The sequence below is a fragment of the Micromonospora sp. Llam0 genome (assembly GCF_003751085.1).
GTDB lineage: Bacteria > Actinomycetota > Actinomycetes > Mycobacteriales > Micromonosporaceae > Micromonospora_E.
This window is the reverse complement of record NZ_RJJY01000001.1, coordinates 510,264-531,714: the sequence shown is the minus strand read 5'-3', so window position 1 is coordinate 531,714 and position 21,451 is coordinate 510,264. Positions and strand designations below refer to the sequence as shown.

Below are 21,451 nucleotides of genomic sequence, written 5' to 3'. Positions count from 1 at the left end.
ACACCGCTGACCGATCGCCGGTCACGCACCGTCGGCGCGCGCGGTCGCGTAGTCGATCAGACGCCGGATCCCCTCCTGTACGTCGTCCATCGACGCCGCGTACGACACCCGGATGGCATGCCTGCCCCGCCCGGTCGGGTCGAAGGCGATCCCCGGCACGACCGCCACGTGCTCGTCTTCGAGCAGCCGCAGGGTGAAATCGTCAGCCGGGCCGAGCTGTTCCGGGTAGGTGAGATACAGGTAGAACGCCCCCGACGGCCGCCCGACCCGCAGGATCCGCTGCCGCCCCAGCAGTTCCAGGGCGGCCGCGCGACGGGCCGCGAACGCCCGGCGCATCTGCTCCCGTTCGGTCGCGGTGTCGCGCAGCGCGACGATCGCCGCGTCCTGCAGAAAGGTCGGCGGGCAGGTCGTCGTGAACTGCCGGACCCGCAGCGCCGGCGCCACCAGCGGCGCCGGCCCGGCGAGCCAGCCGAGCCGCCACCCGTCCATCGCGTACGCCTTCGCGAACCCGCCGACGGTGATCGTCCGCTCGGCCAGATCGGCCACCGTCGCGACGGGAACGTGCCGGGTGCCGTCGTAAACGAGCTCGCGGTAGATCTCGTCGGCCAGGACCAGCACCCGGCTCCCGCGCAGAATGCCGGCGAGGTGCGCGAGCCGACCGGGGTCGACGACCGCGCCGGTCGGGTTGTGCGGCGTGCACGCCACCACCATCCGGGTACGGGGCGTCAGCAGCCGGCGCACCCGCGCCGGATCGAGGACGTGGTCGTCGTCCGGGTCGAGCGGGAGGAACACCGGCGTCGCCCCGGCCAGGCGCACACATGCCTCGTACGCCGGCCACGCCGGAACAGGCACGATGACCTCGTCACCCGGGTCGCAGAACGCCATGACGGCGAGGAACACCGCCTCACTCGCACCGATGGTGACCAGGATCTCCGACCCAGGGTCGTAGCGTGGGCCGCCGCAGGCGGCCAGCGTCGCCGCGACCGCCGCACGCAGTTGCCACGAACCGGCGTTCGGTCCGTAGTGCACCCGCCCGGCGGCGAGCGCCGCGCCTGCGGCGTCCTTCACCACCTGCGGGGTGTCGAAGTCGGGCCGGCCCATCTCGAGGTGGATGACGCGGTGCCCGCGCGCCTCCAGCTCCGCGGCCAGGTCGAACACCACCCGGATACGCGATGGAACGATCGCCGCCAGCCGGTCGGCCGGCCGGGTGAGCGACGAGGTCGCGGCGAGTGGCGGTGTCACCGCGTACCTCCACCGGCACGGATGCGCAGCGCCTGCAGGTTCGCCAGTTCGTGCACCCCCCACCGGCCGAGCTCCCGTCCGTACCCGCTGGCCTTGACGCCGCCGGTAGGCAGCCGCGGGTCGGTCGCGGAGATCGTGTTGACGAAGACCGCGCCAGCCTGAATCCGGGCGCTCACGGCCATGGCGTGGTCGTCGTCAGCGCTCCACACGCTGCTGCTGAGTCCGTACCGGGAGGAGTTCGCCCAGGCGACCAGCTCGTCGTCGTCCGCGCCGGTGGTGATCGCGCCCAGCGGCCCGAAGGTCTCGTCGCTCAGCAGGACCGAGTCGCTCTCCACCTCGATCACCGACGGTGAGAACCAGGCGCCCGCAGCAGCCTCCGGCGCGGCGACCTCGGCGAGGATCCGGCCGCCGGCCGCCAGCGCCCGGCTGCGCTGCTCGCGCAGCGAGTCGCGCAGGTCGTGCCGGGCGAGCGGACCGACGTCGGTCCGCTCGTCGGCCGGATCGCCGACGACCAACCGCGTGACCTGCGGCACCAACGCGGCCACGAACTCGTCGTACACGTCGCGGTGGACGAGGATCCGCTTCGCCGCGATGCAGCTCTGGCCGTTGTTGAGGAACCGGGACTCGACCGCCGCCGCTGCCGCCGCCGGGATGTCGGCGTCGGCGAGGACGATGAACGGGTCGGATCCGCCGAGTTCGAGCACGCACTTCTTGATCGCGGCACCGGCGCGGGCGGCGACCAACGCCCCCACCCGGTCGCTGCCGGTGAACGTGACGGCGGCGATTCGCCGGTCGGCAATGAGCTCCGACGCGGTCGCCGGGCCGACGACGACGGTCTGCAGGACGCCGGCACCGAAGGCGTCCCGGAACACCTCCGCGACCGCCATCGCGCTGCCGGTGACCGACTCGGCGTGCTTGAGCACGACCGTGTCGCCCGCCCCGATCGCCGGCAGCATCGCCCGGATCACCTGCCACCACGGGTAGTTCCAGGGCAGGATGCTGAGTACGACGCCGATCGGCACGACCCGCACGACGGCGGTGTCGCCGTCGATGTCGAAGGTCTCCGGTCGGAGCATTCCGGGCAGTTGGTCGGCGTAGAAGCGGCAGGCGCCGACGCACTTGTCGATTTCGGCTCTGGCCTGCCGGATGGGCTTGCCCGTCTCGAGGGTGACGAGCGCGGCAAGGGACTCCCGCCGGTGCGCCAGGATGTCGCCCAGCCGAGATATGGCCGCGCACCGCCGCTCGACACTCGACCGGCCCCAGGGCGAGCCGGCGGCGGTGTCGAGCACCCGGTCGATGTCCTCAGGCCTGGTGTACGGATAGCGGTCCAACTCCTCGCCGGTCGCCGGATTCACCGTGACGACGCCGGCGTCCGCGCCGGTCCCGCCCGTCACGCCGGTCCCGCCCGTCACGCCGGTCCCGCCGGTCACGCCGGTCACGCCGGTCCCGCCGGTCCCGCCGCGACCTCGGCGGCTGGGTACGTCTCACGCAGCCAGCGGGTGAACCGGTCGGTGATCGACACCGGATCGATCAGCAGCTTGGCGACACCCTGCGCGTTACCCGGCTCGATCCGGGCGTACAGGAACCCCGGTCCGGGCACCGCGAGCAGTTCCGCGAAGGCGGCCGTCATCCCGGCGACGGTGTCCGCCGTACGGGTGGTCCATCCCGCGGCGGCGGCCAGCCGCTCCAGATCGATCTTGGCCGAGTACGTCGGCAGCGCACCGGTCGACCCGTACACGCCGTTGTCGAGCAGCACCAGCAGCAGGTTGACAGGCGCGAGGTAACCGCCTGTGGCGAGCACGTTCGGGTTCATCAGCAGCGAGCCGTCCCCCTCGATGCCGACGACCTTCGGCGCCGCCGGAGGCAGACTGAGTGCCAGCCCGGTCGCCACCGACCCGACGAGGCCCATCGCGTCGAGCAGGTAGAGGTGGTTGTCGCTGTCCTTCACCGCGGCCAACTCGCGGCTGGTCGCCGCGCACGTCACGACGACCGGATGCCGGTCGGTCAGCTTCGCGAGTGCGTCGAGTGCGTCGATCCGTCTCATCAGGCGACCTTCCCGTCGGTGTTCCAGAAGGACCCGAGGACCACCACGGGTCGATACGTCATGACGGCGAGCGCCCCGGCCTCCCGCACGGTGTCGCGCCAGTCCTCGGCGCCACTGCGCCGGTCCAGTTCGATCACGGGTACGCCGGCCGCGCGCAGGATCGCCGGCATCGGCTGGCTGATGGCGTGGATCATCGAGTTGTACTCGCCGAGGCTGCCCCGGGTGTTCGCGAAGACGAGCAGCGGCAGATGGTAGGCCAGCGGGAACGTGGTGAGGGCAGTGAGCGCGTTGCCGAAGCCGTTGTCCTGCATCACGACCACGCCGAGCCCGCCGGTGAGGGCGACGGCGCCCAGCACCCCCATCGCCTCCTCTTCCCGGGACAGTGGCGTGACGCGCGGGGAGATCCCGTCCGCCCCGCCGTCGGTGGCGACCAGCGCGCCGATGATCGGCGCCACTGTCACCGAGGGGACGTAGCCGACCCGCGTCGCGCCTGCCGCCCAGATGCCCTCGGCGACGGCTGCTGCGTATGACATCGAATGATTGTTCCTTCCAGGACGGTTGAGTGGTCGGGTGTGGACGGGCGGATCGGGAGGTGAGCGGGTTCAGGGTGAGCGGGCGAGCGCACGGGAGAGCAGGGCCGGGTCGATGTTGCCGCCGGAGACGATGGCGACCGTGCGCCCGTACCGGTGCGGGTCGGCGAGGTAGGCGGCGGTGCTCAACGCACCGCTGGGTTCGGCGACCAGGTGACCCCGACGTGCCAGGGTCGCCACCGCGTCGAGGATCTGGTCCTCGCTCACCGTGACGATCTCGTCGACCGTCGCCTGGATCAGCGGGAAGGTGACCTCGCCGAGGACGGACGCGCGGGTCCCGTCGGCGACCGTACGGCTGGTGACCTCGGCATCCCACTCGACGCGACGCCGGTTGGCGAGCGAATCGCGGGCATCGGCCGCCAGCTCGGGTTCCACCCCGACCACCCGGGTGCGCGGCGAGCGCGCCCGGACCACGACGCCCACCCCGGAGATCAGCCCGCCTCCGCCGACCGGGACGAGCACCGTGTCGATGTCGGCCAGGTCGTCGAGTATCTCGATGGCGAGGGTGCCCTGCCCGGCGATCACGTCGACGTGGTCGTACGGCGGGATGACCGTCAAGCCGCGCCGCGCCCGCAGCTCGGCGGTCGTCAGGTCGCGCCCGTCGGCGGCGACCGTGACGATTTCGGCGCCCAGCGCCCGGGTGGCCGCCACCTTGACCTCGGTGGCGCTTCGCGGCATGACGATCACGGCGGGCACGCCGGCTGCCCGTGCGGCCCAGGCCACGGCCTGGCCGTGGTTGCCGCTGGAGTGGGTGAGCACGCCCCGGGCCCGTACCTGCGGATCGCACCGGCCGATCGCGTTCAGCGCGCCGCGCAACTTGAACGCCCCGATCGGCTGCAGGTTCTCGGCCTTGAGCCAGAGGTCGCCGGGTGCCCAGGTGGCCTGGAGCAGCGGCGTCCGCACGACGTCGCCGGCGATCCGGGTCCGCGCGGCGACGACGTCGCCGATCGTCACCGCGAGACCCGACGCCGTCTCGGCCGCTGTGCGGGACGCGGCGCCCGGCCGCTGTCCGTCCCGCACGGCGATCGCGTCGAGTTCGACCCGGGCCCGGTACGGCAGCTCCGCGACGGCGATGCAGGTACGGGCCGGGCGTGGTTCGGGCAGCGTCTCCTGGTAGATCGCGTCCATGGCGTTGCGGTCGTCCATCGACGCCAGGTAGACGGTGACCTTGGCAAGGTGGCTGAAGTCCAGCCCGGCGGAGGCCAGCTTGTCCCGCAGGTTCGCCAAGGCCTGCCGGGTCTCGGCGACGATGCCCCCTGGAGCGAGTGCACCGTCGGCGATCCCCAGCTGGCCGGAGACGAAGACGAGTCCGGCCGGGGTCTGCCGCACCGGGCTGTACGGGTGCCGCGCCTGGGCGGGGCTGGTGGGTGCGGTGTCGGTCACCGTCGTCCTCCTCGAAGTAGCCGGTTGGTCGTCAGATGTGGCTGACCGGGACGCCACTGACGACATGGCCGCGCAGTCGGCGGACGAGGAAGACGGTCGGGATGCCGGCCAGGACGAACGCCCCGGCCGCGACGGCGATGTAGGTGTGCACGCCGAGCGAGGAGTTGACGGATTCACCGTCGACGACGATGCGGGTCGCGCCGAGGATCGCGGAGCCGATGAAGTTCATCGTCACCGCGCCGACCGCGACCATCACCATGACCATGCTCGACACGGTGCCCTGCCGCTGCGGCGGCGCGAGGATCGATCCGAGGTTGAACCCGGAGGTGACCAGCGACCCTGCGGTCAAGCTCAGCATGAACGAGCAGACCACCGCGATCGGCAGGCTCGCCGCACCGGCGAGGAACATGATCACCGTCGCTGCCGTACCCGTCACCACCCCGGCCGCCAGGGTCCAGGCCGGGCCGACGCGGGTGGCGATCGAGCCGGCCAGGATGCCGCCGAGCATGATGCCGATCGACGGGATGCCGAACATCAGGCCGAGGGCGGCGGGCGCGGAGATCCCGTAACCGAGACCCTCGTCCGGGGAGACCTCGATCAGCAGGCTGAACAGCTGCAGCATGCTCTGGTACGCGCCGGTGCCCATGACGACCACCAGCAGGCCGAGCCCGAGCGGCAGCGAGATGCCCCGGATGTCGATCACCGGTTCCGGCTTGCGGCTCAGGACGAAGAACCAGGTCAGCAGGGCGACGATTCCGGCGGCGAGGACGGCGAGCGGGAAGATGCCCAGCCATCCGAACACCTGCCCGAGGCTGACGTAGACGAGAACGCCCGCGATGCCGCCGCCGAGTACGAGTGCGCCGACGATGTCCACCGTGCCCGGGGTGGTGCTCGGGGTCTTCGGCAGCACCGTGCGTACCAGCACTGTGGCCAGGCCGGCGAATGTCGCGGAGATGACGAACACCACCCGCCAGCCGAAGACATGCAGCGCCGGTTCCAGGATGAACGGGGTGACGATGCCGAAGACGGCCGAACCGGAGGTGACGATGCCGGTCACCACCATCGCGAACTTCGACGCGCAGATGTCGCGGATCAGCGCGACCGTGAGAAACAGCGCGCCGACTGCGGCACCCTGCAGGACCCGCCCGAGGACGAAGACGCTGATGTGCGGCGCGAACAGGCATACGACACCGCCAGCACCGGCGACCAGCAGGGTGATCACCAGGATCTTGCGCTTGCCGTAGATGTCGGCGCTCTTGCCGAGCAGCGGTGCCCACATCGCCCCGGCGAGCAACGCGCTGGAACCGAGCCAGGCGAACTGCGTGGTGTCGAAAGCGGCGCTCAGCTGCGGCAGGACGAATGTCGGCGACGCGATCACGCTGTCGACCATGACGTTCACCAGAATGAGGATCACGACGTAGCCGACGACCCGCCCGGTCCAGCCGGTGTGCAGATCGGTCCTCGGTCTGTCTGTGTCGGTGTCGGTGGCGGTGTCTGGCATCTATGTCTCCTCTGTCGTCTCGCTCCTCGGACCGGGTGTGGTTCGCTCCTCGGACACGGAATGATCGGAAAGCGTGATCTTGCGGATGACCCCTTGCTGGGCGACCAGCGCGATGTTCTCGGGCGTCGACAGGCAGGCGATCTCCCGCAGTGGGTCCTGCGTGCACAGGACCAGATCGGCGACGTACCCGGGTCGTAGTGCGCCGAGGGAGTCGCCGACGCCGAGGAGTTGGGCGCTGGTGGACGTTGCCGACCGGATGGCGTCCATCGGTGACATACCGAGCTGGACGAGACACCACAGCTCGAAGGGGTTCTGCCCGTGCGGACTGATACCGGCGTCCGTCCCGGCGGCGATGGTCACCTTCCGCGCGATCGCCTGCGCGATGTTCGCCTTGGTCTGCTCGTTCCAGCGCAGCTTCTTCTGGTACCGCCACGGCACGGTCCGGCCCGGATCCAGTGGCTGGAAGACGGTGGACAGGGTGGGTACGAGGAACGCGCCATGCTCGCCGAGCAGGTCGCACCCCTCGTCGTCGATGCCGTAGCCGTGCTCGACCGACCGGACTCCGCCCCGGATGGCGGCGAGCACGCCAGCGCGTCCCTGAGCATGCGCGGCGACTGGACGCTCGCGGTGCCGGCGCCCTTCGTCGACGGCTGCGGCGATCTCCTCGTCGAGCAGGTCCTGATCGTCGGGATCGTCGTGGGCGCTGCTCATCCCGCCACTCGTACAGATCTTGATGAGGTCGGCACCGGCCCGCAGCACCCGGCGCGCGGCCTTGCGCACGCCGGTCACGTCGTCGGCGATCTCGCAGTAGTCGAGCGCGAGATCCCGGCCGCTCGGCAAGGTTCCGTCGGCGTGGCCGCCGGTGTGGCTGATCACGCCGACCGACGTCTGTAGCCGGGGACCGGCGATGAGCCCGGCCGCGACGGCGTCGCGGAAGCCGGCGGGCAGGCCGCCGAGGTCGCGTGCGGAGGTGATCCCGGCGTCGAGCGTGCGACGGAGCCGCTCGCTCGTGCGCAGGACGCCGAGGACCGGGTCGGTCAGCATCGCCACGTCGACGAGTGACCGGTCGGAGGCGATACCGAGGTGGGTGTGGCAGTCGAAGAGTCCGGGCAGTAGCGTCCCGCCCCGGCCATCGACGCTGCGTACGCCGGGGCGTGCGGCAGGTGCGCCCGCCGCCGGTCCGGCGTACGTGATCCGGCCGTCGTCGCCGGCTTCCAGCACCGCGTCGTCCACGGCTCGCGGGCTGATGCCGTCGATGAGCCGTACGTTGTGCACCCGCAGTGCCGCGCCGTCGTGGAGTCCCACCCGCCGACCTTCCTCGTTCGTCTCTTGTTAGCTGTCGGGTGACCGTTCGTTTCGTTTGACCATCGCCACGGTAGGGTGATCCTTCCTTCTCGCCTCCGAACTGCATGAAATCTCCATCTACCGTCTCTTGGTTGCAGGAAAGGATCGGTGGACAATGGCGCATTCGCCCCTCGACGAGCTCGATGTCGCAATCGTCGACGCGGTGCGGTCGGCTCCCCGGGCCAGTTGGCGGGACCTCGGCGACGTACTCAACGTCGACCCGGCGACGGTGAGCCGGCGCTGGGCGCGGATGGAGTCCGAGGGCGTCGCCTGGGTGACCGCGCATCCATCGGGGCCCGCGACCCCGGCCTGCGCCCTGGTGGAGATCGACTGTGCCCCGGGACGGTCGACCGAGGTCGCACGGATCCTCGCCGAGGACAACCAGGCGGCGACCGTGAAGGTGACCAGCGGCGCCCGGGACGTGCTGATGCTGGCGCAGGCCCCGGATCTCGACTCGCTGTCGGGCTACCTGCTGAACCTGGTCCGGGGCACCAGCGGGATCGTCCGGGTCCGCAGCCACGTCGTCACCCGTTCGACGCTGGAGGCAAGCCGGTGGCGGGAGGGCGCGCTGACGTCGGAGCAGCGGAGCCGGCTCGACGTACGGACGACACAGCGCTCCGACGACGCCGAGGTCCTCGCCGCCGCCGACATCCGGATCATCCGGGCGCTGCAGTCGGACGGCCGGATGTCGTTCGAACGGCTCGCCGGGCACGCCGGCGTCGGGCCGGTGGCCGTACGCCGACGGTTGTCCCGGCTGCAGGAGGCCGGCCTGATCACCTTCCGGTGCGACGTCTCCCGCCACCTGTCCGGCCGCTCGGTCTCGGCGGTGTACTTCGGGTCGCTCGACGTGCAGGATCTGCGGGCCGCCGAGGAGCGCATCCGCACCTTGCCGGGGGTCCGTGCCTCGACGTTCGTCGCCGGGCCGTTCAACGTGATCGTCGACGCGTCGCTACGGTCGATCGCGGAGGTGCACGACCTGGAGTGGCGGATGGGTCAACAACTGCCGGCGCTGCGCGTCCAGGACCGCTCGGTCGTGCTGAACATGACCAAACTGCTCGGCCGGGTCCTGGACTCCGAGGGCCGGTCGGTCCGCTCGGTGCCCCTCCATCCGGACGCGGCGGCCGCACGGTAGGTCGACACCCCTCCTCAAAAGCACACCGAGTGGTGTAGCTTACGGGCCCAGGTCACCCCCACGACACACGGAGGTACGGGCAGATGGCATTCGATCCGGCCGAGCACTGGCAGGGCTACCTCGCGCCACCCACGTTCGCCGAGTACTCGGCGCGCTACGCGGACTTCTTCCGGATGCGGCGCGAGGACGGCATCATCGAGGTCCGCCTACACACCGACGACGGGCCGTACGTGCACACCCACGCGGCGCACAACGTGTGGCAACGAGTGTGGCAGGAAGTCGGCAACGATCCCGCCAACCAGGTGCTCATCATCACCGGTACCGGCGACAAGTGGATGACCGGCAACCCGAAGGGGCTCAACCCCGTCCCCGCCGCGGACCTCGACCCCGACCACATCTACCAGCGGATGTCCGACGGTTGGAAGCTCATCGAGAGCTTCGTCAACAGCATCGACATCCCGACGATCGCCGCAGTCAACGGCCCGGGTGTACACACCGAGTTCGCGATGATGAGCGATGTCACCTTCGCCGCGCCGGACGCCGATTTCCTGGACCCGCACTTCTGGCTGGGTTCCCCGCCCGGCGACGGTCAGGGCATGGCGTTGGAGGCGCTGATGGGCGCCAAGCGCGCGGCGTACCACATCTACGCAGCCAAATCGATCCCTGCCGACAAGGCCCTCGAATGGGGGATCGTCAGCGACGTTCTCCCCCGTGACCAACTCCTCGACCGCGCCTGGGAGTTGGCCCGGTTCATCATGAAGCGGCCCCGTTACACCCGATGGGCCACCCACAACATCGTGTCGCGGCACTGGAAGAAGGCGGTCACCGAGGACTTCGGTTTCCACATGGCGCACCAGATGCTCGCCAACGTCGCCAGCAAGTCGGTGGTGCCCGACCCGAACCTGCTCGCCGACGCCGCGCCGTGGCTGGCCGGCCCGCGCAGCGGCTCCGGAGACCCCACGTAGCCGGCCCAGCGCAAACCCCGCGCAAGGTCGTGGGTGGTGGGTGCGCCACGGGACCTGGCGCACCCACCGACAGTGATCAGTCGATGCTCACCAGATCCGTAGCTCGTACACCCGGACCGCGGTGCCGAAACTGGCGCCCTTCCACTTGTTGAGGGTGATCGTGTAGTAGCGCCCACCCCGCTCGTAGTTGACCGTCGCCTTGTTGTTGCCGGTGCTGAACCCGACGACGCCGGGGAGATTCACCGCCACGGCACCGGGGTTGGCATAGCACCGGGGGGTGCCGAAGCCACCGCCTTGATCGATGCTCAGTTTGAGAAAGTCGGTACGGCTGCCACAGCTGACCTGGTTGATCGCCATGGCCGGACTCGCCGGCAGGGCGAAGGTCAGGGCTACGACGGCCATCAACCCGACGGCGATCTTCTTGAAGCTCAACCTCATCTGGCTCGGTGTCCCTTCGGTGTCCGATGTACGTGCATAGTCAGAACGACGCGCATCGCCACAGCGTTCACCAGACTTCAATGAATTCTCGGGAGGTCCGGGGACCAGCCGGATGACTTCCGCAGCGTCCTCACGTATGGTCCGTCGCGGCACGAGGAGGAACCCCGATGACCGAACCGGCCGGCCGCGCCAGCTCCCGATCACTGACCGCTCTCGTCCTGGCTGGAGCGCTCTTGCTCGCCGGCTGCGCCGGGCGACCCGCCGCCCGGCCGGACCAGGCGTCGGCGACGGCCGAGCCCGCACAGAGCACGCCGCCGACGACGGCCGCGTCAACGCCAGGAGCCGCGCCGACGGCCGCGTCGACGGCGGAGGCGTCAACGACGGAGGCGACGACGGCGGCGGACCCGGTGCGCACCGTCCCCGGTACGGCAGGCCGTGCATCGACCGCGCCGCCGCAGCCGGCACCGGTGTCATCGGCGCGCAAAGGGGTGGGGGTGTGGGACTTCCCCGGAGTGAGCGAAGCGCTGACGAACTCCAAGGCTGGTTGGTACTACACCTGGAGCACCCAGCACCCGGGCATCCGGACCCCGGCCGGGGCGACCTTCGTGCCGATGATCTGGGGTCCCGGCAGCGTCAACCCGACGGAACTTGCCCGAGCCAAGCAGGCAGGACCGTACCTCCTCGGCTTCAACGAGCCGGACCTGGCCGAGCAGTCGAACATGACGGTCGAGCAGGCACTGGAGCTGTGGCCGCAGCTGGAGGCCACCGGCAACGTCCTGGGCAGTCCGGCGGTGGCCTGGGGTGGTGCCGACGCCGGCGGCTGGCTGGACCGGTTCATGTCCGGAGCGAAGCGACGCGGCCACCGGGTCGACTTCATCGCCCTGCACTGGTACGGCGGCGACTTCGCCACAGGCAACGCGGTCAACCAGTTGAAGCAGTACCTCGAGGCGGTGCACCAGCGGTACGGTAAGCCGATCTGGTTGACCGAGTTCGCGTTGATCCGATTCGGCGACGGTGGCCCGCAGTTTCCGAGCGAGCAGCAGCAGGCCGCGTTCCTGACCGCGGCGGCCGAGATGCTCGCCGGCCTGCCCTATCTGCAGCGGTACGCATGGTTCGGACTGCCCGCCACTGACCGGGACCGCACTGGTCTGTTCACCAGCGGCAACCAGCCGACTGTGATCGGTCGGGCGTTCCAGTCCGCCCGGTGAGCCACCGGCAAGGTGGGATGGTGGGTGCGCCACGGGACCTGGCGCACCCACCCGACGGCGGTCAGTCGATGATCACCAGATCCGCACCTCGTACACCCGCACCCGGGCCCCGCCGAAGCTCATGCCCCACCACTTGTTCAAGGTCTCGCTGTAGTACCGGCCGCCTCGCTCGTAGTTGACGGTCGCCTTGTTGTTGCCGGTGTCGAACCGGTAGACGCCGCTGATGTTCACCGCCATCGCTCCGGAGTTCGCGAAGCACTGGGCGGTGCCGACACCACCGCCGAGATCGACGTGCAGGGTCAGGAAGTCGGTCCGGTTCCCGCAACCGACCCGGTTGATCGCCATGGCCGGGCTCGCCGGCAGGCCGAAGGTCAGGGCGGCGACCGCCAGCAGCCCGACGGCGAACTTCTTGAGACGCATCCTCATCCGACATGTCCCTTCTGGATGATCAGCACCGCGGTGATCGCGCAGGCGGCACCTGCCGTCCGATGTGCGGTGTCGCCATGAAGACGATCCAGGGCAGCCGATCGTTCACCGGTCCGGAGGGAATCTGGGGATCACCATCGACCGAGTTACCCGTCGGCCCGGCTGAGCGTTTATCTACCTGTCGCCTGACTCGAAGACCATGGACGGGAGCGCCGGTGGAACTGCGACGATCACGCCCGAGCCGGCAGCTGGCTCAGCAGGTGCTCGTGGTCGTGCTCGCCCTGCTGTGTGTGGTGCTGGCCGCCCGGGGTGCGTACGATGCCGGGCTCACCGGTTTCGGATACGCCCGGTCACCGGGCCAGCTGGCAGCGGACCGGCGCCTGCACCACGACTTCGAGAAGATCCGCCGCGAGTTCGTCGCGACGGTGCCGCCGGGCAGTCGGGTGCTCATCGATCCGCCGCTCGAGCATCTCTGGCTGCAGCGTTTCAGTGAGTTCACCGCGCTGGCCGGAGGCACCGTGGTCACCGACCGCCGGGACGCCGACTACCGGGCAAGCCTCGTTCACCGGGACACCCCGGTGGGACGCCGGTTCGACGTCGAGCTGACGTTGCTCGAGCCGACGGTGCTCCAGCCGACGGTGCTCGACTGATGTCCGCCGTTCACCTGCTGACGGTCGCGCTCATCGTGGCAGCCGGACTGCCGCTGGCGTTCACGATCGTCCGGTCAGCGCCCGCCGCCCTGCTGCTCGCTCCGCTCGCCACCGCTCTGGTCAGCACGGTCGCGGTGGTGCTGATGCTGGTCTTCGGCGCCGGTTTCCGCAGCTGGCTGGCAACGGCCTTCATGATCACCTGGGCGGTCTGCGGCTGGCGGCTATGCCGGCCCCGGTGGCTGCGCCGGAAACAGCCGGCTCCGCCCGCCGCACCGTCGCCTGCCGGCGCACCGTGGTTGGCCGTCGGCGTCACGGCCGGCGTTCTCGCCGTACCGTTCCTTCTCGTCCTGCACCCGCCGACAAGTTGGGACGCGCACTCGATCTGGTGGCTGCACGCCGGGTACTTCACCTACGACGCGGAGATCGCCCGGACGGCGATGGCCAGCCCTGGCTTCGCCTTCTCGCACACCGACTACCCGCCACTGGCCTCCGCACCGGTCGCTGCGGCCTGGACCCTGTTCGGCCATAGCTACCGGACCGCGCAGTTGGTGTCGGCCCTGACGACGTTCTCGGCGGTCGCCGCCACCGTCGTGGCGGTCGCGACCGCCTTCGCCCGGAGCCGGCCCTGGCTCGCCTGGTCCGCCGGGGTCGCGGTCGGACTGGCGACCTGGGCGACCGGAGCGGAGTACGTGGCCGCAGGTTACGCCGACGCCCTGTGGTCGGCGTGTCTGGTCGGTGCAGCTGCGGCTCTGCTGCTCGGCCGCGATCCGTTCGTCCGTCCCGCACTCGGGCTGGTACTGCTGACCGCCGCCGTCCTCAGTAAGAATGAAGGACTGGTGGCCGGCGGCATCCTCGCCGCCCTGGTGACAGTCCGGGAACGCCGCGGCCTCGGCCGGGCCTGGCTGGTCTGGCTGCCGGTCGGGTCGGGCCTGGCCTGGGTCGGGCTGTCCCGCCTGGCGGGTTCCACATCGGACATCGAGCAGGCCGAGCCGCTGGGTAACCTGTTCGGCGACACCGCCAGACTGACCAGCCGCCTGCACCCCACCCTCGACGCGCTGTGGGAAACGGTCGGTCCGCTGGTGGCGGTGGCCGTCTGCTGCTCGTTGGCCGGGGCCCTGCTGGTCCGTCGGCGACGGGCCGCGTCAGGGACCGGGTCGGACCTGTGGATCTGGCTGCTCAGCTGCGGGTACACGGCGACGCTGGTGGCCACCTACGTGACCGGGCCGTCGGACGTCGACTGGTGGCTGGGCGCGTCGGCGGACCGGGTCACCGTCCCGATCGCCATGCTCGCCTGTCTGAGCGCCGTGTCCTGGCTGCTGGCGGCCGTGAGCGACCGCGACGGGCCGGCCGGTACGCCGGAGCGGTCGGGAGAGTCCTCGGCCGGTGACCACCCGCCTGCGGCCGCGGCTTACCAGGCGGCCGGGGCGTAGTCCTTCAGGAAGCAGCCGAACAGGTCCTCGCCCTGCTCGCCACGGACGATCGGGTCGTACACCCGGGCCGCGCCGTCGACCAGGTCCAGCGGTGCGTGGAAGCCCTCGTCGGCCAGCCGCATCTTCGTCGGGTGCGGCCGTTCGTCGGTGATCCAGCCGGTGTCGACGGCGGTCATCAGGATGCCGTCGGTCAGCATCTCCCGCGCGCTGGTCCGGGTCAGCATGTTCAGCGCGGCTTTGGCCATGTTGGTGTGCGGGTGACCGGGCCCTTTGTAGCCGCGGCTGAACACCCCTTCCATCGCCGACACGTTCACCACGTACTTGCGCCGGGCCGGCGCGGCAGCCATCGCCGGGCGCAGCCGGCTGATCAGGATGAACGGGGCGACGGAGTTGCACAGCTGTACCTCCAGCAGCTCCACCGCGTCGACCTCGTCCACCCGCTGCACCCAGCTGTTCACCGGGTCGAGGTCCGGCACCAGCCCACCGGCGTCGATCGCGCTGGCCAGGGCGATCCGGTCCGGGGTCGCCGAGCCGCTGGTCAACGCCAACGCGGTGAGCGCCTGCGGGGTGATCGCCGACGACTGCGGCGGTCCGGCGATCGCCGTCGCGGCGGTGCTCCGGCCACCGGCCGAGGAGAAGCTGACGATCTCTGGCAGCGGCCCGTCGGGCAGCGGCGCCGATTCGGCGGCGACCAGATGGGCGTACGCGCCGGGGCTGCGCCGGACGGTCTGCGCCGCGTTGTTGATCAGGATGTCCAGCGGGCCCTGCGCGGCCACCGAGTCGGCGACCGCGATCACCTGGGCCGGGTCGCGCAGGTCGACGCCGAGGATGCGCAGCCGGTGCAGCCACTGGTCGCTGTCGTCCATGGCGGCGAACCGGCGGGCGGCGTCCTGCGGGAACCGGGTGGTGATCGTGGTGTGCGCGCCGTCGCGCAGCAGCCGCAGCGCGATGTACATGCCGATCTTGGCCCGGCCGCCGGTGAGCAGCGCCCGCCGACCGGTCAGCTCGGTGCGGGCGTCACGGCGTTCGTGGTTGAGCTTGGCGCACGGCGGGCAGAGCTGGTGGTAGAACGCGTCCACCTCGCGGTAGCGCTCCTTGCAGATGTAGCAGGCGCGGGGCTGGCGCAGGATGCCGGCGGTCGCCCCGACGGTCGACGACACCAGCGGGATGCCCCTGGTCTCGTCGTCGATGCGCCCGGGTGCCCCGGTCGCGGTCGCCGCGGTCACCGCCTGGTCGGCGGCGAGGACGGCGTCGCGTCGCTCGGCCCGCCGCTGCCGCTTCACCGACTTGTACAGCTTCGCGGTGGCCCGCTGCACCCGTACCACGTCCGGATGGTCGGACGGCAGCGCCGCCAACGCCTCGATGACGTCGAGGCAGACCGCCAGTTGTGCCGGGTCGACCCCGGTCGAGGCCGACTCACCAAGCGGCCGTACGTCGTCCACCGTCATTCCCGTACCTGTCTCGTCCCTGGAGCGTCACCGATGCGACCTGAAACTCTACGCACCGGGCCGGATGGGCCGCGAGAGCCGCCGCACCGGGGACAGCGGCGTTGCGCACATCGAGGAACCTCTGTCGTCGGCGAAACCGGCGATTGACGACATGATGTGACCCAGCTCACCCGAGATGGAAAACCACGGTGGGGACGCGGATCGTCTTGCCTGTTGTGAGACGGAGCTTGGACGCACTCGACGAGGGTGAGCTGCTGCGCCGCATCGCCCGGGGCGATCGGCGGGCCTTCGACGAGCTGTACCGCCGGACGTCGCCCTGGTTGACCGCGCGGCTGCGCCGGCGGTGCGCCGACGACGACATGGTCGCCGAGGTGCTGCAGGACACCTACCTGGCGGTATGGCGGTCGGCCGGCAGCCAGGCTCAGGACGCGGCGAAGGGCAGCGCGGTCGGCTGGCTGTGGACCATCGCCGCCCGCCGGCTGGTCGACGCGTTCCGCGCCCGCGCCCGCCGGGAACGGGTCCCGGCGGTGCAGACCGCCGCCACTGTCGCCCCAGCTGCCGAGGACGAGGCGCTGGCCGGCCGGATGAACGCCGACCTGGAACAGGCGCTGCTGGCCCTGCCGGCCAACCTGCGGCAGGTACTGCGCGCCATGGTGCTCGACGGTCTGACCACCCGGGAGACGTCGGTGCTACTCGGCATGCCGGAAGGAACCGTGAAGACGTACGCGCGGCGGGCCCGGATCGCGCTACGGGAGGCGTTGTCATGACCACCCACCCCACCCCGACCCTGATCTCCCGCTACGCGTCCGGTGACCCCCGGGTCGACGACGCGACCGTCTGGGCAGTCGAAGCCCACCTGGAGTCCTGCGCACCCTGCCGGACGCAGCTGTCCGACACCGTCGGCCCGGCCGACCGGCAACTGCTCGACCGGGTGGCCGTCGGCGTCGCAGCCGGGATCGAGGCCGGCCCGGCACCGGTACGCCGGCGCCGGCTGCGGCGTTCCGGGGTCGCCACCCGGATCCTCCCCTGGCTGGCCACGGCGGTCGCGTTGATGCTGATCGCGGTCCTGTTCGAGACCACCTTCGCCAGCCTGCCCTCGCTGGTGCTGCTGGTCGCTCCGGTGGCTCCCCTGCTGCCGGTGGCCGCGGCGTGGAGCCGCCGAACCGACCCCGCCTGGGAACTGATAGCGACGATGCCCCGGACCGGGCTGCCGTTGCTGCTGCGCCGCACCCTCGCGGTGCTGACCGTGGTCGTGCCGGTGCTCGCGGCGGCCGGCTGGTCGACCGGGCAGTCCCCCGCGCTGTGGCTACTGCCCGGTCTGGCCTTCACCGCCGGCGCGCTGGCGCTGGGCGGGCTGGTCGGAGTGGACCGGGCCGCGCTCGGGTTGACGGTCCTCTGGTCGGTAGGAGTGATCCTGCCCAGTCTGGTCGGCCGGCAACTCCCGGTCATCCTGGAGTCCGGCAGCTGGCCCGGCTGGGCGGTGGCCACCGTGGCGTTGGTGGCCGTTGCGGCCGTACGGGCCGGCGACCACAACCGGCTACGCCTCGGCCGGATCTCGTCCGACCGGTCCTGACTCCGCGACGCCGGCCGGTCGGACGCACGGTCGGCCGGTCGGCTCACATCTTCCCCACCTGGCGGTGATCCGCCAGGCACCATGAGTTCCCACCGAAGGAGAGATTGATGATGCGTGCGGTCAGCGCGGCAGAGACCGCACCCCCCACGTACGCGTGGGCGGTGCACGCCGAACGTCTGGTCGTCCGGGCCGGCCGGCACCTTGCCGTCAACGGGCTGGACCTGGCGTTGGGCACCGGCGTGCACGGCCTGCTCGGCCCGAACGGCGCCGGGAAGACGACCCTGATGCGGGCCCTCGCGACGGTGCTGAAGCCGGCCGGCGGCCGGCTGACCCTGCTCGGCGAGGACGTGACCGGTCGGGCGGACCTGCGTCGGGTTCGGCAGCATCTGGGCTACCTGCCGCAGCATTTCGGCTTCTACCCGCGCTTCACGGTGCGGGAGTTCGTCGAGTACATGGCCTGGCTGAAGGAGATGCCGAAGGCCGCCGTTCCCGGTGCCGTGCAGCGGGCCGTCGACCGGGTCGGGCTGACCAGCCGGGCCGACTCCAAGTTGAAGACGCTCTCCGGCGGGATGCTGCGCCGGGCCGGGATCGCCCAGGCGATCGTCAACGACCCGGAGGTGCTGCTGCTCGACGAGCCGACCGTCGGGCTCGACCCGGAACAGCGCCTGGACTTCCGGGAGCTGCTGCGCGAGATCGGCTCGGACAGCTGCGTGCTGGTCTCCACCCACCTGGTCGAGGACGTCGCCGCAGCCTGCACCGACGTGGTGCTGGTCAACGAGGGCCAGCTGGTCTGGCAGGGCACCAGCGGCGAACTGGCCGCGCAGGGCAGCGCCGGCGACGCCGGGGACAGCGCCACCGAACGCGGCTACTCGGCGCTGCTGCGCGCGTACCGAGGGAAGGTGCCAGCATGACCGGGCGAATCATGAAGACGGAGCTACGCCGGTCGGCCGTACCCGGCATCGCCCTGCTGCTCCTCGTGGTCGGCGCGGTGTTCACGCTGACGTCGACCGAGTTCTTCGCGGGACGGTGGACCCAGCTGGCCCTCTACAGCCGGGGATCGCTGCTGTTGCTGATCCCGCTGGCGCTGGCCGGCGGCGCCTGGCTCGGTCGCCGCGACCGGCGCAGTCGCGTAGGTGAGTTGTTCGCCACTACGGTGCGCCCGCGCTGGCAGCGGATCCTTCCGCTCACCGTCGGGTTCGCCGCCACCATGGTGGTGGTGTACCTGCTGGCCGCCGCAGTCGGGGCGATCTGGGTGGCACCGACCGCTGCCTACCTCTCCCCCACCGTGTTCGGCATGATTGCGGTCGGCGCGCTGGGCATGGTCGCCGCCAGTTGGCTCGGCATGGCCGCGGGTCGGGCCGTGCCCCGGATCGTCACCGCGCCGGTGCTCGCCGTCGTCGGGTTCGCCGTGGTGGCGCTGCTGCCGGATTTCGTCTCGATGTCGGGCTACGACGCCAACTTCGTCAAGGCCCGCCCAGATCCGTCCGCGTTGCTGCTCACTCCGGCGTTCCCTGGCGGCCTCGACGACCTGCAGACCCTCCCGGCCTCGGTCAGCGCGCTGCAGGCCATGTGGTTGGCCGCGCTGTCCGGCACCGCGCTGCTGCTGATCGGCGCCGCACGCCGCAGCGTACTCGCCGTTGCGGTGCTGCCCGCGGTGCTCGGCGCCGCGGTGGCGGTGCCGCTGCTGCCCACCGGCGGCTACTACGGGGCGGCTGTCGTCGACCCCGCCGCCGCCGAGCTGGTCTGCGACGACGACGGCCCGCCGGTATGTGTCCGCAAGGTGCATGCGGCGCTGCTGCCCGACCTCGTCGGGCCGGTCCGCGAGGTGCTCGCGCTCGCGGCGGCCAAGCTGCCGAACCCGCCGGTACGCGCGGAGGAGACCGCGCGAATGGACGCGTACGCGGCACCGGAGCAGCCAGCGGTGCGACATGACGCGGACACCCTGGTCTTCAGGTTCCCCAGCATCACCTCGAGCGGGAAGGTCGATCTCAGCGACGGGGACTTCCGGACGGACTTGCTGGCGTCGGTGTGGTCGCAGGAGTGCCGCGACAGCGGCGGCGCAACCGGCCAGGTGGCTTACGCTGTCGACTATGCGCCCTTCCAGCCGGAGGCGGTGGCGACGGCCTGGCTGACCGGCGGGCCGCCGCAGCCGCAGGACTGGTGGCGGCCCCAAGACCAGCAGAAGATCGATGCGGCGCACCAGGCGCTGACCGCGCTGCCGGCGGATCAGCAGCGCCAACTCGTCGGGCAGGCCCGCGCGGCGGCCCTCGTCTGTGACTACGACCGGTTCGAAGCGCTCCTGATGGCGGGCGACCAGTGAGGTTCGTCAGTCTCTACCTGCGGTCGCGCCGGGTGCCCCTCGCCGCGGTCATCGCGATCGGCACCGTCGCGCTGACCTGGGTCACCTGGCCGCACTTCTCCGACGGGCAGACCGTCAACACCCGGATGATCAGTGTCGTCGTGCTGATCGCGGCGGTCGCGCTCGGCACCACGCTCAGCGGCGCCGACGACACCCTGGACCACTCCGCCTCGGCCCGCTGGCCGGTCCGCCGCGCTGTTCACCTGCTGCTGACCGCCGTCGCGGTCGTCGCGCTGCTGCTGGTCACCACGATGACCGAGGCCCGGTTCGAGCCGCTCGACGTGGTGGTACGCAACACGGCCGGTCTGCTCGGGTTGACCGCGCTCTGCGCCACGCTGCTCGGTGCCGCGCTGTCCTGGATCGCGCCGCTGACCTGGACCCTGATCGCGATCATGCCGTGGATGGGGCCGAGTGAGCAGCTGCGGATGCAGGTGGGCGCATGGCTGATCCAGCCAACCGGGACCACCGCCGCCACAGTCTGCGCGACGCTGCTGGCGCTGGCCGGGCTGGTGGCGTACACGGTGCGTGGCTGCCCGCTGCGGCCCGCAGCGGAGACGCTGCCGGACCACTGACCGACAGGTCGACTGGTCGACCGGCGACTGACCGGCGGCGGTTTCCCGCCGCCGGTCAGCGGTGGCCGGACAGCAGCTGCGAGTTGTACCTCTCGGTCGCCCGCAGCGCCAGGACCGGGCCGGCCACCAGATAGGCCACCCAGGTCATCGGCAGGGTGATCCAGCCGATCACGATGAACGTGAGCAGGACGTTGATCCAGAAGAACACCCAGAACGAGACCATCAGCACGATGCCGGTCGCCATCTTGCCGGCGTAGATGTTGCCGATGCCGAAGATCCCGAACAGGCCGGGCACCAGTTCCAGGGCCACGGCCGCGCCAGCGGACTTCGGCACCGCCGGGCCCTGGCCCGGAACGGGGGCGTAGCCGCCCGGCTGGTACGGCTGCCCCTGGTACGGCTGCCCCTGGTACGGCTGCCCGGAGGCCGGCATCGGCTGCTGCGGCCCCGACTGGTAGGGGTTGGGGTAGGTCACCGGCTCAGTCTCCCAGCTCCGACGGAGATCAACACCGTACGTTCGGTCGCCCGCCGCCGGTCTTCCGTCGCTGCTCAGCGGCCAGCCGGTGGCCGGCCGACCGGGTCGTCAGCGGATCGAGATCAGCCGGATCGCGGTACGCAGCAGTACGACCGCGGCGCCAGCCACCATGACCATCCCGATGCCGGGCATCAGCTGCCCCCAGCTGTCGGTGGTCGAGCTCAGGTAGATCAGCCGGGCGGCCTGCCAGCCGATGATGACGGCGACCGCCAGCCCGGGCAGCAGGGCGTGCGCGATGGCCACCTTGCGGTACGGCAGCAGCGCGCCCGCGACGGCGATGAAGCCGGCGGACAGCGTCCACAGGCCGGGACCGGCGGTGCCGGAGAGCGACCCGAACGGGGTGATCACCCAGGGGAGCAATGAGCCGACCAGCGCGAGCAGGCCGCCGACGATCATGCCGAGGCTGCCGGCGTGCAGGATGCGCCGACGGGCAGGGGCGGCGGTGGATGCGGTGTCAGCCATGTCCGGATGCTAGGCCGGGAACCCTGGTGTGACCCAGCCGGCAATCGGTGAGTGGTCGGGCGGGGCCGCTGGACGGCCAGATAGTCACCACAAAACGTGCGAACCGGGCGACGCTCCTCCGCTCGTCCACACCTGCCGACCGCTCGCAGGCC

General features: G+C 71.1%; 22 protein-coding genes and 1 pseudogene. 10 read left to right on the top strand and 13 right to left on the bottom strand.

The features are described 5' to 3' along the window. Positions 1-21 precede the first annotated feature (21 nt). The 8 genes and pseudogenes from EDC02_RS02470 to EDC02_RS02440 all read right to left on the bottom strand — a co-directional run bounded on the left by EDC02_RS02470 (position 22) and on the right by EDC02_RS02440 (position 8,065). On the bottom strand, positions 22-1,242 hold the full coding sequence (locus EDC02_RS02470) for a pyridoxal phosphate-dependent aminotransferase (RefSeq protein WP_123600543.1): 1,221 nt from the start codon (positions 1,240-1,242) through the stop codon (positions 22-24). Beyond that, complete coding sequence (locus EDC02_RS02465) at positions 1,239-2,681, bottom strand: aldehyde dehydrogenase family protein (protein WP_199757480.1); 1,443 nt, start codon at positions 2,679-2,681, stop codon at positions 1,239-1,241. Before EDC02_RS02465 ends, EDC02_RS02470 begins: the two co-directional genes overlap by 4 nt. After that, complete coding sequence (locus EDC02_RS02460) at positions 2,678-3,286, bottom strand: thiamine pyrophosphate-dependent enzyme (protein ID WP_123600542.1); 609 nt, start codon at positions 3,284-3,286, stop codon at positions 2,678-2,680. The genes EDC02_RS02465 and EDC02_RS02460 overlap by 4 nt, the downstream gene beginning before the upstream one ends. Further along, positions 3,286-3,819 (bottom strand): thiamine pyrophosphate-binding protein, encoded by a 534-nt coding sequence (locus tag EDC02_RS02455; RefSeq protein WP_123600541.1) that lies wholly within the window; start codon positions 3,817-3,819, stop codon positions 3,286-3,288. The genes EDC02_RS02460 and EDC02_RS02455 overlap by 1 nt, the downstream gene beginning before the upstream one ends. A gap of 69 nt (positions 3,820-3,888) precedes the next feature. Continuing rightward, positions 3,889-4,830, bottom strand: coding sequence for a threonine/serine dehydratase (locus tag EDC02_RS02450; RefSeq protein WP_233606327.1), 942 nt, complete (start codon positions 4,828-4,830; stop codon positions 3,889-3,891). A gap of 75 nt (positions 4,831-4,905) precedes the next feature. Then, a pseudogene (locus tag EDC02_RS41230) lies at positions 4,906-5,325 on the bottom strand (RidA family protein); the annotation flags it as partial. After that, entirely contained in the window at positions 5,291-6,760 is a 1,470-nt protein-coding gene (locus EDC02_RS02445; protein ID WP_199757479.1) for an MFS transporter, read from the bottom strand. The pseudogene EDC02_RS41230 and the gene EDC02_RS02445, both read right to left, overlap by 35 nt. Further along, the gene (locus tag EDC02_RS02440) at positions 6,761-8,065 is read right to left on the bottom strand and encodes an amidohydrolase family protein (RefSeq protein WP_199757478.1); all 1,305 of its coding nucleotides are present in this window, start codon (positions 8,063-8,065) and stop codon (positions 6,761-6,763) included. It lies immediately after the preceding gene. Between the two features lie 154 nt (positions 8,066-8,219). Here EDC02_RS02440 and EDC02_RS02435 point away from each other — a divergent pair, with 154 nt between their 5' ends. After that, a complete protein-coding gene (locus EDC02_RS02435) occupies positions 8,220-9,236 on the top strand; it encodes an Lrp/AsnC family transcriptional regulator (protein WP_123600539.1) in 1,017 nt (338 codons plus the stop codon). A gap of 83 nt (positions 9,237-9,319) precedes the next feature. Continuing rightward, positions 9,320-10,201 carry an enoyl-CoA hydratase/isomerase family protein gene (locus EDC02_RS02430; protein ID WP_123600538.1) on the top strand — a complete coding sequence of 294 codons (882 nt, stop codon included), beginning with the start codon at positions 9,320-9,322 and terminating at the stop codon, positions 10,199-10,201. Between the two features lie 87 nt (positions 10,202-10,288). Here the strand turns inward: EDC02_RS02430 and EDC02_RS02425 are convergent, their stop codons facing one another. After that, positions 10,289-10,639 (bottom strand): beta/gamma crystallin domain-containing protein, encoded by a 351-nt coding sequence (locus EDC02_RS02425; protein ID WP_123600537.1) that lies wholly within the window; start codon positions 10,637-10,639, stop codon positions 10,289-10,291. 167 nt (positions 10,640-10,806) lie between these two features. Here EDC02_RS02425 and EDC02_RS02420 point away from each other — a divergent pair, with 167 nt between their 5' ends. Continuing rightward, positions 10,807-11,847 carry a glycoside hydrolase family protein gene (locus EDC02_RS02420; RefSeq protein WP_123600536.1) on the top strand — a complete coding sequence of 347 codons (1,041 nt, stop codon included), beginning with the start codon at positions 10,807-10,809 and terminating at the stop codon, positions 11,845-11,847. Between the two features lie 72 nt (positions 11,848-11,919). Here the strand turns inward: EDC02_RS02420 and EDC02_RS02415 are convergent, their stop codons facing one another. Beyond that, on the bottom strand, positions 11,920-12,273 hold the full coding sequence (locus EDC02_RS02415) for a beta/gamma crystallin domain-containing protein (protein ID WP_123600535.1): 354 nt from the start codon (positions 12,271-12,273) through the stop codon (positions 11,920-11,922). 5 nt (positions 12,274-12,278) lie between these two features. Between EDC02_RS02415 and EDC02_RS02410 the strand changes: the two genes are divergently transcribed. Continuing rightward, positions 12,279-12,923, top strand: coding sequence for a hypothetical protein (locus EDC02_RS02410; RefSeq protein ID WP_148083310.1), 645 nt, complete (start codon positions 12,279-12,281; stop codon positions 12,921-12,923). After that, a complete protein-coding gene (locus EDC02_RS02405; RefSeq protein ID WP_123600533.1) occupies positions 12,923-14,353 on the top strand; it encodes a hypothetical protein in 1,431 nt (476 codons plus the stop codon). The genes EDC02_RS02410 and EDC02_RS02405 overlap by 1 nt, the downstream gene beginning before the upstream one ends. Here EDC02_RS02405 and EDC02_RS02400 read toward each other — a convergent pair. Continuing rightward, on the bottom strand, positions 14,332-15,801 hold the full coding sequence (locus EDC02_RS02400; RefSeq protein WP_123600532.1) for an SDR family NAD(P)-dependent oxidoreductase: 1,470 nt from the start codon (positions 15,799-15,801) through the stop codon (positions 14,332-14,334). The two genes, EDC02_RS02405 and EDC02_RS02400, sit on opposite strands and share 22 nt — an antisense overlap. A 215-nt stretch (positions 15,802-16,016) precedes the next feature. Between EDC02_RS02400 and EDC02_RS02395 the strand changes: the two genes are divergently transcribed. The 5 genes from EDC02_RS02395 (at position 16,017) to EDC02_RS02375 (ending at position 20,305) form a co-directional block, all read left to right on the top strand. Then, positions 16,017-16,568 carry an RNA polymerase sigma factor gene (locus tag EDC02_RS02395; RefSeq protein ID WP_199757477.1) on the top strand — a complete coding sequence of 184 codons (552 nt, stop codon included), beginning with the start codon at positions 16,017-16,019 and terminating at the stop codon, positions 16,566-16,568. Then, the gene (locus tag EDC02_RS02390) at positions 16,565-17,374 is read left to right on the top strand and encodes a zf-HC2 domain-containing protein (protein ID WP_123600530.1); all 810 of its coding nucleotides are present in this window, start codon (positions 16,565-16,567) and stop codon (positions 17,372-17,374) included. Before EDC02_RS02395 ends, EDC02_RS02390 begins: the two co-directional genes overlap by 4 nt. 107 nt (positions 17,375-17,481) lie before the next feature. Then, positions 17,482-18,285 (top strand): ABC transporter ATP-binding protein, encoded by an 804-nt coding sequence (locus EDC02_RS02385; protein WP_370461411.1) that lies wholly within the window; start codon positions 17,482-17,484, stop codon positions 18,283-18,285. Beyond that, positions 18,282-19,694 (top strand): hypothetical protein, encoded by a 1,413-nt coding sequence (locus EDC02_RS02380; protein WP_148083309.1) that lies wholly within the window; start codon positions 18,282-18,284, stop codon positions 19,692-19,694. The genes EDC02_RS02385 and EDC02_RS02380 overlap by 4 nt, the downstream gene beginning before the upstream one ends. After that, positions 19,691-20,305: a hypothetical protein gene (locus tag EDC02_RS02375; RefSeq protein ID WP_123600527.1), complete on the top strand. Its 615-nt coding sequence runs from the start codon at positions 19,691-19,693 to the stop codon at positions 20,303-20,305. Before EDC02_RS02380 ends, EDC02_RS02375 begins: the two co-directional genes overlap by 4 nt. A gap of 55 nt (positions 20,306-20,360) precedes the next feature. Here the strand turns inward: EDC02_RS02375 and EDC02_RS02370 are convergent, their stop codons facing one another. Both EDC02_RS02370 and EDC02_RS02365 read right to left on the bottom strand, forming a co-directional pair. Continuing rightward, positions 20,361-20,777, bottom strand: coding sequence for a hypothetical protein (locus tag EDC02_RS02370; protein ID WP_123600526.1), 417 nt, complete (start codon positions 20,775-20,777; stop codon positions 20,361-20,363). Between the two features lie 108 nt (positions 20,778-20,885). Beyond that, on the bottom strand, positions 20,886-21,299 hold the full coding sequence (locus EDC02_RS02365; RefSeq protein WP_123600525.1) for a hypothetical protein: 414 nt from the start codon (positions 21,297-21,299) through the stop codon (positions 20,886-20,888). Between the last annotated feature and the right edge of the window lie 152 nt (positions 21,300-21,451).

Excerpts from the sequence above, each read along its gene's own strand:
- EDC02_RS02460 (WP_123600542.1), bottom strand. The coding sequence starts at position 3,286 with ATGAGACGGATCGACGCACTCGACGCACTCGCGAAGCTGACCGACCGG.
- EDC02_RS02455 (WP_123600541.1), bottom strand. The coding sequence starts at position 3,819 with ATGTCATACGCAGCAGCCGTCGCCGAGGGCATCTGGGCGGCAGGCGCG.
- EDC02_RS02445 (WP_199757479.1), bottom strand. The coding sequence starts at position 6,760 with ATGCCAGACACCGCCACCGACACCGACACAGACAGACCGAGGACCGAT.
- EDC02_RS02435 (WP_123600539.1), top strand. The coding sequence starts at position 8,220 with ATGGCGCATTCGCCCCTCGACGAGCTCGATGTCGCAATCGTCGACGCG.
- EDC02_RS02430 (WP_123600538.1), top strand. The coding sequence starts at position 9,320 with ATGGCATTCGATCCGGCCGAGCACTGGCAGGGCTACCTCGCGCCACCC.
- EDC02_RS02425 (WP_123600537.1), bottom strand. The coding sequence starts at position 10,639 with ATGAGGTTGAGCTTCAAGAAGATCGCCGTCGGGTTGATGGCCGTCGTA.
- EDC02_RS02420 (WP_123600536.1), top strand. The coding sequence starts at position 10,807 with ATGACCGAACCGGCCGGCCGCGCCAGCTCCCGATCACTGACCGCTCTC.
- EDC02_RS02415 (WP_123600535.1), bottom strand. The coding sequence starts at position 12,273 with ATGAGGATGCGTCTCAAGAAGTTCGCCGTCGGGCTGCTGGCGGTCGCC.
- EDC02_RS02410 (WP_148083310.1), top strand. The coding sequence starts at position 12,279 with ATGTCCCTTCTGGATGATCAGCACCGCGGTGATCGCGCAGGCGGCACC.
- EDC02_RS02405 (WP_123600533.1), top strand. The coding sequence starts at position 12,923 with ATGTCCGCCGTTCACCTGCTGACGGTCGCGCTCATCGTGGCAGCCGGA.
- EDC02_RS02400 (WP_123600532.1), bottom strand. The coding sequence starts at position 15,801 with ATGACGGTGGACGACGTACGGCCGCTTGGTGAGTCGGCCTCGACCGGG.
- EDC02_RS02390 (WP_123600530.1), top strand. The coding sequence starts at position 16,565 with ATGACCACCCACCCCACCCCGACCCTGATCTCCCGCTACGCGTCCGGT.
- EDC02_RS02385 (WP_370461411.1), top strand. The coding sequence starts at position 17,482 with ATGATGCGTGCGGTCAGCGCGGCAGAGACCGCACCCCCCACGTACGCG.
- EDC02_RS02380 (WP_148083309.1), top strand. The coding sequence starts at position 18,282 with ATGACCGGGCGAATCATGAAGACGGAGCTACGCCGGTCGGCCGTACCC.
- EDC02_RS02365 (WP_123600525.1), bottom strand. The coding sequence starts at position 21,299 with ATGGCTGACACCGCATCCACCGCCGCCCCTGCCCGTCGGCGCATCCTG.